Here is a 13012-nt window from a genome sequence, read left to right as displayed (position 1 = left end):
GAAGCGTCAGGACGGGCTTCTTGTTGGTCTTGGCTGGCGCGCCAGGCAGTGGCGAGCCATGGGGCGACTGTAGAGGGGGCAGGCGGGGCTGGATAATCACTTATGCGTATCCATCGATAACCTGGGGATATACCAGGATGCCCATTGGTGGCTTCGGGGTTATCGGGGGAGGTATGCATCGTAAGCTGGGGCGCGAAGCGGCCCCAGAGGCCATGGGAGTGTCAGAGTAACTTCAGGGTATAGGTGAGGATCAGGCGGTTCTCATCCACATCGGCGGCATGGTTGGAACGCACCATGGCATTGCGCCAACGCACGCCCAGGTTCTTCAGGGGCCCCGCCTGGATGACATAGGTGATATCCAGGTCACGCTCCCAGGCCTTGCCATCGCTCCCGCCTGCCACCTCGGCATGGTCACCGCTCGCATAGCGGGCCATGAGCGACAGCCCGGGAATCCCCAGGGCGACGAAGTCGTAGTCATAGCGCACCTGCCAGGAGCGCTCGCCCGCCGTGGTGAAGTTGCGCACCTGGATATCGTTGACCAGCGGCGTGCTGGTCCCGGCGATGTAGACCATGCCGTCGTCGCCATACATGCGCTGATAGCCGGCGCCGAAGGTATGGCCGGCGTACCTCGCACTGACGAAGCTGGTCAGCGCCCGGTTGTCCAGATCCCCCAGGTCGGCACTCCCCTCCTCCTGGGTGGCGAAGAAGCCGACATTGGCCCCCAAGGTCCAGTCGCCGACCTTCTGCTTGTGGCTGACGTTGTAGAAGCGTTGCTGGTAGATGTCCTGCAGCCGTGCCTGCCACAGCCCGACTTGGGTGCGGTCGGCATTGAAGCGGTACTCGCCGCCAACATAGTCGAAACGGTCGGCGAATACCCCGCCGCGACCGTCCACGGACAAATCCTCATGGTCGGAAGAGTTGCGCTGGCTCAGCGAGCGCATCTGCCCGCCCTGCAAGGTCAGGCCATCGAACTCCCGCGAGGTGAGCATGCCGCCCTGGAACGTCTGTGGCAGCAAGCGGCCATCGTTGCGCAGCAGGATCGGCAACTCCGGCTGCAGTTCGCCTACCTTGAGCTCGGTCTTCGACAACCGCAGCTTGGGTGCCAGGCCCAGCCGCGAGTAATCGTCCACCGCCCGGCCATCGCTATGCCTGGGCAACAGTCCCGAGCCGCTGCGCTCTGGGCTACTGTCGAGCTTGAAGCCCAGTTGGCCGATCAGGTCGATGCCCACCCCGAACAGGCCGGGCGTGTAGCCGGACTTGGCCTGCAGCAAGAACCCCTGGGCCCATTCCTCCTGCTTCGACTGCGCCGCAGCGGGCTGGCGAAAGTCACGGTTGAAGTAGAGGTTACGCATCCCCAAGGTCACGCTGGCATCGTCGATGAAACCCTCGGCGATGGCACTCAGCGGCAGGCCGGCGATCAGCACAGGCGCCATCGAGGTGGCTTTGAAGCGGTGAGAAAAAGCACGGGTCATTGTTGTTGTTTTCCTTTTTCCAGGGTGAGCCCCGCCGTGGAGCCCTCCGGGCCCCAGGCGATGTGGGTGATTGACTGACGGGAAGGTGAGGCTGGCGGTGCGCGGGATCAGCGGGCGTTGAGCCCCATCCGGCAGGCGATCTCGAAGGCCTGGCGGGTCGCGCCGACGTTGGCCTTGCCCTGCCCTGCGATGTCGAAGGCCGTGCCATGCGCGGGTGTGGTGATGGGCACCGGCAACCCGCCCTGGACGGTCACGCCACGGGAGAAGCCCATCAGCTTGATCGCGATCTGCCCCTGGTCGTGGTACATGGTGACCACGGCATCGAAGGCCTGGGCATCGCCCTGCACCTTGAGGAAGATGGTGTCGGCCGGATAAGGCCCGTCGGCTTCGATGCCCTGCGCACGCGCCGTCTGCACCGCTGGGCCGATGATGTCCAGCTCCTCGCGGCCAAAGCTGCCGTTGTCGCCGTTGTGCGGGTTGAGGCCGCACACACCGATGCGCGGCCGGGCCAGGCCACTGCGCTTGAGCGCGGTGTCGATCAGGCCGATGGCCTCGAGCACCCGCGCCTGGCTGAGCAGGCCCGGTACGTCGGCCAGCGCCACGTGGGACGTCACCCGTGAGGTCCAGAGCTCATCGAGCACGTTGAACTCGCAGAACGGGCCGGCGAAGCCCAGGCGCTCGGCGAACCAGTGCAGCTCGTCGCTATGGCCCATGCCGGCCATGTGCAGCGAGGTCTTGTTCAATGGCCCGAAGAGAATCGCGTCGGTCCTGCCGTCCTGGGTCAGCGCCAGGGCCACGGCCAGGGTATCCAGGCTGTAGCGCCCGCCGATCACGCTCGCCTCGCTGCGCGGGAACTCGCCCTCGGCTGCGCCGCGATAGGGGTACAGCAGCGGCGTGTCATCGGCGAAGTCCAGCGCTTGCAGGTCGTCGATGCGCCGGTAAGGGAACTCGCAGCCGGCGATACGCATGCCCCGACGCATTTCCGCTTCGTCGGCGATCAGCACCACGCGGGCCTTGCCGCGCACCTCGGGCTCGGCCAGCAGGCGGGCGATCAGCTCCGGGCCGATACCGGCGGGGTCGCCCAGGACCATGGCCAGGCGCGGGAGGGTGGGTTTGCTCATGCAGGGGTCCTCAGGTCGGTCGACACTGGCGCAGGGCGCAAGGTGTCGGGCACGGTGCGGTAGATGCGCCGGGCGTTATGGTAGAAAAGCTGGGCCTGCGCCTCGCCGGGCAGGTCGGCGACGATGCGCTTGAAGCCGCCATAGATGTCGTCGAACGAGCCGCACAGGCTGTCGACAGGGAAGTTGCTGGCGAACATCGCCCGCTGCGCGCCGAACATGGCGATGGTCTCGCGCACGATCCAGGCGTTGTCCTCGGCACGCCACGGCCTGCCGGCCTGGCCGATGCCAGAGATCTTCACCCTCGCGTTCGGGCACTCGGCGAACCGCGCCATGGCCGCATGCCAGGCCGCCAGGGCCGCTTCGCCGCGGTCCGACGGCAGGCCGGTGTGGTTGAGGATCAGCAGTGTCTGGGGGAAATCACGCGCCAGCCGCTCGGCCTCGGCCAGGTTCCACCACGGCGTCTGCAGGTCGAAGTGCAGCCCGTGGCGGGCCAGCTCGGCGTAGCCACGGCGCCAGCGCTCGTCGCTCATCAGGCTGCGGCACTGGCCGACCTCCTCCGGCCGGCTCGGGCCACCCGGTTTGTGGCGCACGCTGCGGACCCGCTCGAAGCCGGCCTGTGCGGCCAGCACCTCGGCCGCCTCGGGAGCATCCAGCCAGGCCTGCGCGACCACCGCGTTGGGCGCGCCATAGCGGGCGGCGACCTCATGGATGAAGCGGGTTTCGCCAATCGGGTCACGCGGGTCCCACTCGGTTTCCACGTAGACGGTCTCGACCACCCGGTGGGCCCCTGCATCGGCAAGGTAGTCCTCGGGGAAATAGCGCCGCTTGATCGCGCTGTAGTCACCGTAGCGGAAGGGGATGTTCTCGCTGCCCGACAACCACGGATGGTGGTTGCGTTGCGGGTCCCAGAAATGATGATGGGCATCGACGATCGGCCCGTCGTACAGCTCAGCCATGGGATACCTCGGTCTTGTCCAGAGCGATCAACAGGGTGCCGGCGATGAACAGCGCCGAGCACAAGGCGAAGAAACCGAGCACCGCCGAGTAGCCGCCCAAGTGCTGGAGCAGCAGGCCGACCAAGATCGGCACGACGATGCCGCCGAGGCTGCCGGCCAGGTTCATCACCCCGCCGATCAAGCCGACCCGCGAGGGGGCGGCGAGTAGCGCCGGGAAGCTCCAGTACAGGCTGCCCCACATCAGGAAGAAGGCGGTCAGCGCCAGCAGCGCGACGGCGGCGAAGGCATCGTCCAGTTGTGGCAGCAGCAGGAAGGCGCCCAGCGCCACCAGCCCGGACACGCTCAACAGGCTCTTGGCCGCCACGCCACGGCGCACGCCTTTGCGGATCAACAGGTCGCAGAGGTAACCGCCAACCAGCGAGCCGACCGCGCCGCACAGGAAGATGATGAAAGTCGCGGCACCGATGCCCTTGATGTCGAAGCCCCGTGCCTGGGCCAGGTAGCTCGGCCCCCAGGTCAGCAGGCCGAAGAACACCATGGCCCAGCTGGCACGCCCGAGCAGGATGCCGGTCAGCGAACGGGCGGCGATGCCCAGGCCCTTGGTCGCCTGCAGGGCGGCCTCGGCCATCGGCACGGCACGGCCCTGGTTGATCTTGTCGAGTTCGGCATCATTGACCGCCGGATGCTCGGCGGGGTTGTCGCGCAGGTAGTGCCAGGCCAGCCAGGCCATGGCCAGGGTGGCGATGCCGGCGATGAAGAAGGCGATGCGCCAGGAACCGAGCACGGCGATCAGGTAGGCGATGATCAAACCGCCCAGGGCCACGCCCAGCGGCCCGCCGCAATCCATGAGCACGGCACCACGGCTGCGCTCGCTGGAACCCAGCCACAGCGAGTTGAGCTTGCCGCCGGAGGGGAACAATGGCGCCTCCGCGGCCCCCAGCGCCACGCGCGCGAACATCAGCGAAAGGCCCCCGGTGGCGAATGCCGCGAGCGTCTGGAACATGCCCCACAAGCCCGTGGACCAGCCGATCACCCGGCGCGGCCCGTAGCGGTCGATCAACCAGCCGCCGGGGATCTGCAGCAAGGCGTAGGCCCAGAAGAAGCTGCTGAGGATCAGCCCCTGCATGCTCGGCGTCAGCTCGAACTCGGCGGCGATGGTGGGCATGGCGATGGACAGGGAGACACGGTCGATCAGGTTGATCACCGTGAGTGCGAAGATGATGGCGAAGATGCGCCAGCGCACATTGCTGGCCTTCTGCGCGACGGTCTTGCCGCGCGCAGGGCTGGCGTGCAGCACGGCAGGGTGTGCCTGAGCCATGGGAAGTCCCTCTGATCGTTATTGTTGTGATCCGGTAAGGCCGGTGAAGCCCACTATGGGTGCGGCATCGATAACCGTCTAATCAAACCTGCTCATACAGCCATTTCCTGTGGTTATCGCTAGGCGCACCGGCCTGGCATAACCCAGGGCTATCGGTGTATGCCTTATTTTGAGTAGACGCTTATCGGTTCGCTTCGCACACTCCGGCTACCCATAACAAAGACAACAAGAGGTATCCCATGCGAACCGCATCCGCGCGTCACCTGTCGTCGTTCCTGGCCGCTTGCACGCTGCTCTGCGCCAGCACCCTGCCCGCCCTTGCCGAGGGTTGGAAGCCCGGGAAGAACGTTGAAATCGTCGTCGCCGGTGGCCCCGGGGGCGGCACCGACCAGCTGGCACGCCTGATCCAGTCGGCGATCAGCCAGCATCAGTTGCTGGACGTCAACACCGTGGTGCTGAACAAAGGCGGCGGCAATGGCGCCGAAGCCTTCCTCGACATGAAGCTGGCCCAGGGCGATGCGCACAAGCTGGTGATCGGCACCAACAATGTCTACCTGTTACCGCTGGTGGCCAAGCTGGGTTACCAATGGACCGACCTGACACCGGTGGCCGCGGTCGCCGAGGATGACTTCATCCTCTGGACCTACCAGGACGCGCCCTGGGCCGATGCCTCGGCGTTCAAGGCAGCCCTTGCAAGCAACGCCGGCAAGATGCGCTTCGGCGGCAGCCAGTCCAAGGACGTCGACCAGACCCTGGCGTTGCTGATCGGCCAGCAGGTCGGCAGCAAGCTCACCTACATCCCCTTCAAGAGCGGCAGCGAGGCCTCCATCCAGCTGGCCGGCAAGCACATCGCGGCCAACCTCAACAACCCTGCCGAAAGCCTCAGCCAGTGGCGCGGCGGCCAGGTCAAGCCGCTGTGCGTGTTCAGCCGCGAGCGCATGATCTACAGCGAAAAGGTCACCGCCGAGCAGTCCTGGGCAGACATCCCGACCTGCCACGAGCAGGGCCTGGGCATCGATCAGTACCGCTTCCCGCGCACTGTGTTCCTGCCTGGCGGCATCAGCGACGAGCAACGCGCCTTCTATGTCGAGCTGCTGCGCAAGGTCAGCCAGACCCCGGAATTCAAGACCTACATCGAACGTTCGGCGCTGGCACCGACCTTCCTCGAAGGCCAGGACCTGGTGGCCTACATCGAGAAGGACCGTGAGCGGGTCATCCCGCTGTTCCAGCAAGCCGGCTGGCTGCGCCAGTGAACCCTGCCATGGAGACGCCCATGTCCTCACCTTCAGACGCGCCATTGATCGCCACCCGCTGGGTGGAAACCGGCCTTGCGCTGTTCACTGCCGCACTGGGCGGCATCGTCATGCAGGGCAGCCTGGATATCGGTATCGGCTGGGGCGATGCCGGCCCAGAAGCCGGCTACTTCCCCTTCTACATCGGCCTGCTGCTGAGCGCCGCCAGTATCGGCAACCTGCTCCTGGCGCTGCTGCGCCGACAGGCGATGGCGGCGTTCGTCGGGCGCCAGGCATTCGCCCGGGTGCTGTCGGTGTTCCTGCCCATTGCCGTGTACGTGGCGGCCATGCCATTCACGGGCATCTACCTGGCCTCGGTGCTGTTCATCGCCTGGTTCATGTGGCGCAGCCGCCAGGATGGCCAGGGCCATGGCAAGTTGGCCATCGCCATGATCTCCTGCGGTGCGGCACTGGCCAGCTACCTGATCTTCGCGGTCTGGTTCAAGGTGCCGCTGGACGCCGGCGTGCTGGGCGACCTGGCCACCTTCCTGGGAGGGCTGCGGCCATGAGTGAATTCGACTCGCTGATGCAGGGCATGAGCCTGATCTTCACCGCCCACCACCTGGGCCTGATGGTGGTCGGCGTGCTGCTGGGCATCCTGGTCGGCGTGCTGCCAGGGCTGGGCGCGCCGAACGGCGTGGCCCTGCTGCTGCCGCTGACCTTCACCATGTCGCCGGTGTCGGCGATCATCCTGCTGTCGTGCATGTACTGGGGGGCGTTGTTCGGTGGCTCGATCACCTCGATCCTGTTCAACATCCCCGGCGAGCCGTCCTCGGTGGCCACGACCTTCGACGGCTACCCGATGGCCCGCAACGGCCAGGCCGGCGAAGCGCTGACCGCCGCGTTCACCTCGGCACTGCTCGGGGCTCTGGTCGGCGTGCTGTTGCTCACCTTCCTCTCCACCCACATCGCCCGCTTCGCCATGGCGTTCAGCTCGCCGGAGTTCTTCGCCGTCTACCTGCTGGCGTTCTGTACCTTCATCGGCCTGAGCAAGAACCCACCGCTGAAAACCGTGGTGGCGATGATGATCGGCTTCGCCATGGCCGCCGTGGGCATGGACACCGTGTCCGGCGAACTGCGCCTGACCTTCGACCAGCCATGGCTACTGTCGGGCCTGAGCTTCGAGGTGGCGGTGATCGGCCTGTTCGGCATCGGCGAGATCCTCTGCACCGTGGAGGAAGGCCTGGTGTTCCGGGGAGAGCGTGCCCGTATCACGCCGATGGTGATCCTGCGCACCTGGGCCAAGCTACCGCGCTACTGGCTGACCTGGCTGCGCAGTGCCCTGGTCGGTTGCTGGATGGGGGTCACGCCTGGCGGCCCGACCGCCGCGTCGTTCATGAGCTACAGCCTGGCCCGGCGCTTCTCGAAGAACCGCGACAGGTTCGGCAAGGGCGAGGTGGAAGGCGTGATCGCACCGGAGACCGCCGACCACAGTGCGGGCACCAGCGCCTTGCTGCCGATGCTGACCCTCGGCATCCCCGGTTCGGCGACCGCCGCGGTGATGCTCGGCGGGCTGATGATCTGGGGCCTGCACCCAGGGCCGACGCTGTTCGTCGAACAGCACGACTTCGTCTGGGGGCTGATCGCCAGCATGTACCTGGGCAACGTCGTGAGCCTGATCGTGGTGCTGGCCACGGTGCCGCTGTTCGCCTCGATCCTGCGCATTCCGTTCTCGGTCATCGCGCCGATCATCATCATGGTCTGCGCCATTGGTGCCTACTCGGTGCACAACTCGATGACCGATGTCGGGCTGATGCTGCTGTTCGGCGCGCTGGGCTATGTGTTCAAGAAACTGGGCTACCCCATCGCCCCGCTGGTGCTGGCCGCGGTACTGGGGGACAAGGCCGAGGATGCGTTCCGCCAGTCGATGCTGTTCTCCGACGGGCAGTTGTCGATCTTCTGGTCCAACCCGCTGGTGGGCAGCCTGACCAGTGCGGCCCTGGTGATGCTGTGCTGGCCACTGCTTGCCAGGTTGGCGACAGCGCTGCGTTCGGCGCTGGGGCAGAAACGGCAGCGGCGCACGGCTTGAACCTCCTGGGCAGGGGCTGCTTTGCAGCCCCCCTCGCGCAATCCGCTGGCGAGCGCTGCCATTTCTTGTCACTCTTGACCGCCCCTCGACCATGAGCCAGACCATGTCCCGCATCCCCGACGCCAGTATCATCCATAGCCGCCTGCGTCTGCGTCAGCTGCGCCTGATGCTGGCCCTGGAGGAGCTGGGCTCGCTGCGGCGTGCCGCCGAGGAGATCGGCATGACCCAGCCGGCGGCGACCAAGATGCTTCATGAAGCCGAGGACCTGCTCGGCGTCGAGCTGTTCGAGCGCCTGCCACGCGGCATGCGCGCCACGCCGTTCGGCGAGACGCTGATCTACTACGCGCGGATGATCTTCGCCGAGCTGTCGGGCATGCGCGAGGAAATGGTCGCCCTGGAGTCCGGCAACCTCGGCCGGGTCACGGTCGGCGCCATTCCTGCCCTGGCCTCTGGCCTGCTGACCCGTACCATCGCCACCCTCAAGCGAAGCCACCCGCGCCTGTCGATGAGCATCCAGGTGGATACCAGCGACGTGCTGGTGCAGGCCCTGCAACAAGACCAGCTCGACGTAGTGCTGGGGCGCATCCCCAGCAACGCGCGTACCGACGACCTGCAGTTCGACAGCCTCGGCGAAGAGGACCTGTGCGTGATCACCGGCGCGCAGCACCCGCTGGCCAAGGCCAGGAAACTGGACTGGACCGAACTGCAGGAAATGACCTGGGTGCTGCAGCAACATCCCAGCCCCATGCGCGCCATCGTCAACCAGGCCTTCCACAATGCCCGCATCGACCTGCCCAGCAGCATCGTCGAGACCACCTCGATCATGACCTTGCTGTCGCTGCTGCAGCAGACCGACATGATCGGCATCACCCCGCGCTCGGTGGTCGAGGACTATCCGGGACGGCACCTGCTGGCGGTCCTGCCCATCCAACTGGAGCCCCGGTTGCCGCCCTACGGCCTGATCACCCGGCGCAACCGGGTACATTCCTCGGCGATGCAGACCTTCATGATGGCCGTGCGCGCCGAGCAAGCCAGGCAGGGCTCGAAATAGGCTCAGGGGTTCTCCACATCGTGCCCCAGCGACTGCAGGAACAACGAGAACAGCTCCGGCTGCGAGGAGATGTCGAGCTTGGCGTAGAGGTGCCGGCGGTGGACCTTGACGGTTTCCGGTGAGATCGCCAGGCGCTCGGCCATGGCCTTGGAGGAATAGCCGCGCAGGATCAGCCGGGCGATCTCCAGCTCGCGCTCGGACAACACCCCCGCCCCGAAGTGGCTGAGCGCATCACGCACCTGGGCGGCCACCGGCTCGCCGGCCGGCAACAAGCGCTGGCTGCGCAATGGCCAGTGCTGCTGCATCAGCGCCAGCACCCAGGGACAGAGCATCTCCAGCAGGCCACACTGCCCGACGTCGAACGGCTGGCGCATGCCCAATGACAACGACAGCGCCCCCTGGCCGGGTAGCTGGAGGATGAACTGCACCTCGTCCTCCAGCACGTTGGCATGGAAGTAGTTGAGGTAGTACTCGCTCTGCTGGAACTGGTCCGGCGCCACTTCGTCGAGGCGGTACAGGCCGCTGGGCAGGCCGTCCTGGCAGGCCTGGTAGAAAGGATCGAGCTGGTACAGGCCGCTGAGGTACAAGGGCATGGCTGCCGGGCCATCCTGGGGGGCGGCGTCGTACTCCTCCAGCACCACGGGCGTCCCGCGGGCGGGGTAGAAGGCGGCCAGGGCATTGTCGAACGGCAGCCAGCAGCGCAGCAGCAGGACCAGCTGCTTCCAGAAGCGTGGCTGGCCGATCTGTTCGATGGTGCGGCCAAGGCTGGCGTGAACGCCGACTTCGTGAAACAGGCTGTGCATCCGTCGGTTCCCCTGAAAAGGTGATGGGATTTCCCTCCTTTCCCGCCCTCGCGTCAAGGGGCGTACCCCCAAAGGGTGATTGGCCGCCTCCCCCGCCAAGCCTAGATTGCCGCCCATGCAGCGCTGCGCCGAGAGGGCGCCATCCGCTTCTTCGTCACTGCCTCAACCACCAATAACAATTCGAGGAGAACGACATGCACGACCGTGCGCTCAAGCCCAGCCTGGGCATGCTCGATGTGGTCGCCATCACGGTATCGGCGGTCACACCGGCCAGTTCCGTGTTCGTCATCGCACCTTTCGCCATCGCCCAGGCCGGCAGCGGTGCCTTCCTGGCCTTCGTCCTGGCCGCCCTGCTGGCGCTGATGTTCGCCTGGTGCTACGCCGAGCTCGGCCGTGCGCACAGTTCGGCTGGCGGCGAATACGTCTATGCCAAGCGAGTGTTCGGCGGCATGGCCGGTTATGCCACCTTCCTCACCGTGCTGGTGTCCTTGCTGTTCATCCCGCCGGTGCTGGCCACAGGCGCGGCCACCTACCTCAACAGCGCCCTGGGCACGCAGTTCGACACCCCGTCCGTGGCCCTGGCCATCGTCGTCGCCAGCTACGGCCTGGGTATCCTCAACATCCGCGTCAACGCCTGGGTCACCGGGGTCTTCCTGCTCTGCGAGGTCGTCGCCCTGCTGGTGATCGTGGTGCTTGGCCTGGGCAACGTCAGCCAGCCGCTGAGCGTACTGGCCCAGCCCCTGCACCTGGACCACGGCCTGCTCGCGGCAGCGCCCTGGGCGCTGGTGTTCGCCGCGGTGGGCACCGCACTGTTCTCCTACAACGGCTTCGGCGGCGCCGTGCTGCTGGCCGAGGACATGAAGGACGGTGGGCAGGGCATCCACCGCGCCGTGCTCTGGTCGCTGGCGCTGGTGGTGGCGATCGAGCTGATACCGATCGGCGCGCTGTTGCTCGGCGCCCCGTCTTTGCAGGACATGCTGGCCAGCCCCGACCCGATCGGCTACCTGCTCACCGCCCATGGCAACGAAACCCTCTCGCGGCTGGTCAGTGCCGGGATCTTCCTCTCGGTGTTCAACGCCATCATCGCCATCGTCATCCAGTCTGGCCGGGTGATCTTCAGCAGCGGCCGCGACCAGTTGTGGACGCCAGCCCTGAACCGCCTGTTCACGCGCATCCACCCACGCTGGGAATCGCCGTGGCTGGCCACCTTGTTCCTCGCCGTGCCGTCGGCAGCCCTGAGCTTGAGCTCCAACCTGGAGGAACTGACCTCCTTCACCGTCCTGCTACTGGTCATGGTCTACCTGGCGGTGGCCCTGTGCGGCCTGTTCAGCCGGGTACTGCGCAGCGACCGCGAACACCCGTACCGCATGCCGCTGTGGCCACTGCCGGCGCTGCTGGCGACGCTCGGTTCCGGCTACCTGCTGCTCAATTGCCTGCTCGGGGCTTCGGTACGCGACACCCTGATCATCCTCGGCATACTGGCTGCCTCGGTGCTCCTCTATGGCACCTACGGCAAGCTCAGCCCAGCCTTCCAGAAACTCTGAAACGAAGGAGTCCCTATGCGCGCTCGTCAACTCGGCATCACCCTGGGCTTGGGTAGCCCCGGAGCATTCAACGCCATCACCGATGTCCCTGGGGTCCGCGTCGGCCACAGCACCCTGGTCGCCGACGGCGACGGCAAGCAGGTGCGCACCGGCGTGACGGTGATCCAGCCCCGCCCCGGCGCGGCCCGCCTGGCGCCGTGCTTCGCCGGTGTCCACGTGCTCAACGGCAATGGCGATGCCACGGGGCTGGAATGGATCCGCGAGGCAGGCCTTTTGACCACGCCCATCGCCATCACCAACACCCACAGCGTCGGCGTGGTGCGTGACGCCCTGATCGCCGCCGAGCGCGATGCCCTGGCCGATCCGTCGGTGTACTGGTGCATGCCGGTGGTGCTGGAGACCTTCGACGGCCTGCTCAACGATATCTGGGGCCAGCATGTCAGCCCGGCCCAGGTGAACGAAGCGCTGGCCCGCGCCGAGTCCGGCCCAGTCGCCGAAGGCGCTGTCGGTGGCGGAACCGGTATGATCTGCCACGAATTCAAGGGCGGTATCGGCACCGCTTCGCGCAAGCTGCCGCAAGACCAGGGCGGCTGGACCGTGGGCGCGCTGGTGCAGGCCAACCATGGCCAGCGCCGCGAGCTGCGCATCGACGGCTATCCGGTCGGCCGGGTATTGGACGGCATTCCCTCGCCCTTCGACGACCGTGGCGAGCCGGGCATGGGGTCGATCGTGGTGATCATCGCCACCGACGCACCGTTGCTGCCGCACCAGTGCCAGCGCCTGGCCCAACGGGCGTCCATCGGCATCGCCCGTACCGGCGGTGGTACCGAGGATGCCAGCGGTGACCTGTTCGTCGCCTTCTCCTGCGCCGACCAGCAACTGCCAGCGGCCGCCTACGGGCGCAAGGGCGTGCCCTTGAGCATGCCGGTGCAGATGCTCAACAACGACCACATCACACCGTTGTTCATGGCGGCGGCCGAGGCGGTGGAGGAAGCGATCGTCAATGCCCTGCTGGCGGGGGGTGACATGCACACCGCCGACGGTGTGCTGGTGCCGGGGCTGGGTGGCGAGCGCTTGCTGGAGGCACTGCGGCAGGTAGGTTGGCAGGGGTAGATAGCGGGGGCCGCTGTGCGGCCCAATCGCGGGCAAGCCCGCTCCCACAGGGCCCTGCAAAGCCACATCATTGGCAAGTGCAGGAGCCCCAGCCAGCAGCTCGCCTCAGATCCTGAAACTCCCCACCAACTGCTTCAACCGCCCGGCCTGCTGGCTCAGGGCATCGCAGTGACGCAGGGTCTCGTTGAGGTTCTCCACCCCCTGCTGGTTGAGGGTGTTGATCTGGGTGATGTCCAGGTTCAGGCTCTCGACCACCGCGCTCTGCTCCTCGGTGGCGGTGGCCACCGACTGGTTCATGCCGTCGATCTCGCCG

At 66.5% G+C, this 13012-nt stretch carries 11 protein-coding genes and 2 pseudogenes; 6 read left to right on the top strand and 7 right to left on the bottom strand.

Annotation, left to right across the window (positions count from 1 at the left end; genetic code table 11):
• Positions 1 to 20: 20 nt before the first annotated feature.
• The 5 genes and pseudogenes from NJF35_RS24945 to NJF35_RS23300 form a co-directional block, all read right to left on the bottom strand.
• A pseudogene (locus NJF35_RS24945) lies at positions 21 to 137 on the bottom strand (hypothetical protein); the annotation flags it as partial.
• Positions 138 to 221: 84 nt separating this feature from the next.
• Positions 222 to 1472, bottom strand: a complete 1251-nt coding sequence (locus NJF35_RS23315; protein ID WP_225790841.1) for an OprD family porin — start codon at positions 1470 to 1472, stop codon at positions 222 to 224.
• A 107-nt stretch (positions 1473 to 1579) separates the two neighbouring features.
• A complete protein-coding gene (locus NJF35_RS23310; protein ID WP_225790840.1) occupies positions 1580 to 2593 on the bottom strand; it encodes a 4-hydroxythreonine-4-phosphate dehydrogenase PdxA in 1014 nt (337 codons plus the stop codon).
• The gene (locus NJF35_RS23305) at positions 2590 to 3549 is read right to left on the bottom strand and encodes an amidohydrolase family protein (protein ID WP_225790839.1); all 960 of its coding nucleotides are present in this window, start codon (positions 3547 to 3549) and stop codon (positions 2590 to 2592) included. The genes NJF35_RS23310 and NJF35_RS23305 overlap by 4 nt, the downstream gene beginning before the upstream one ends.
• On the bottom strand, positions 3542 to 4867 hold the full coding sequence (locus NJF35_RS23300) for an MFS transporter (protein WP_225790838.1): 1326 nt from the start codon (positions 4865 to 4867) through the stop codon (positions 3542 to 3544). Before NJF35_RS23300 ends, NJF35_RS23305 begins: the two co-directional genes overlap by 8 nt.
• Before the next feature lie 239 nt (positions 4868 to 5106).
• Here NJF35_RS23300 and NJF35_RS23295 point away from each other — a divergent pair, with 239 nt between their 5' ends.
• The 4 genes from NJF35_RS23295 (at position 5107) to NJF35_RS23280 (ending at position 9239) form a co-directional block, all read left to right on the top strand.
• A complete protein-coding gene (locus NJF35_RS23295; protein ID WP_317235063.1) occupies positions 5107 to 6120 on the top strand; it encodes a tripartite tricarboxylate transporter substrate binding protein in 1014 nt (337 codons plus the stop codon).
• Between the two features lie 20 nt (positions 6121 to 6140).
• Positions 6141 to 6668 (top strand): tripartite tricarboxylate transporter TctB family protein, encoded by a 528-nt coding sequence (locus NJF35_RS23290; protein WP_225790837.1) that lies wholly within the window; start codon positions 6141 to 6143, stop codon positions 6666 to 6668.
• Positions 6665 to 8188: a tripartite tricarboxylate transporter permease gene (locus NJF35_RS23285; protein WP_225790836.1), complete on the top strand. Its 1524-nt coding sequence runs from the start codon at positions 6665 to 6667 to the stop codon at positions 8186 to 8188. The genes NJF35_RS23290 and NJF35_RS23285 overlap by 4 nt, the downstream gene beginning before the upstream one ends.
• Before the next feature lie 103 nt (positions 8189 to 8291).
• Positions 8292 to 9239, top strand: coding sequence for a LysR family transcriptional regulator (locus NJF35_RS23280; RefSeq protein ID WP_225790835.1), 948 nt, complete (start codon positions 8292 to 8294; stop codon positions 9237 to 9239).
• 2 nt (positions 9240 to 9241) lie between these two features.
• Here NJF35_RS23280 and NJF35_RS23275 read toward each other — a convergent pair whose 3' ends face one another.
• Complete coding sequence (locus tag NJF35_RS23275) at positions 9242 to 10042, bottom strand: helix-turn-helix transcriptional regulator (protein ID WP_225790834.1); 801 nt, start codon at positions 10040 to 10042, stop codon at positions 9242 to 9244.
• A gap of 194 nt (positions 10043 to 10236) precedes the next feature.
• On the opposite strand from NJF35_RS23275, the gene NJF35_RS23270 reads away from it, so the two are divergent.
• Complete coding sequence (locus NJF35_RS23270; RefSeq protein WP_225790833.1) at positions 10237 to 11586, top strand: APC family permease; 1350 nt, start codon at positions 10237 to 10239, stop codon at positions 11584 to 11586.
• Positions 11587 to 11601: 15 nt separating this feature from the next.
• Positions 11602 to 12699 (top strand): P1 family peptidase, encoded by a 1098-nt coding sequence (locus NJF35_RS23265; protein ID WP_225790832.1) that lies wholly within the window; start codon positions 11602 to 11604, stop codon positions 12697 to 12699.
• 105 nt (positions 12700 to 12804) lie between these two features.
• On the opposite strand, the pseudogene NJF35_RS23260 reads toward NJF35_RS23265, so the two are convergent.
• A pseudogene (locus NJF35_RS23260) lies at positions 12805 to 13012 on the bottom strand (chemotaxis protein); the annotation flags it as partial.

Source organism: Pseudomonas guariconensis (genome assembly GCF_024127895.1).
GTDB lineage: Bacteria > Pseudomonadota > Gammaproteobacteria > Pseudomonadales > Pseudomonadaceae > Aquipseudomonas > Aquipseudomonas guariconensis_B.
The sequence above is the reverse complement of the archived record's forward strand: the minus strand, read 5'-3'. Positions and strand labels throughout refer to the sequence as shown.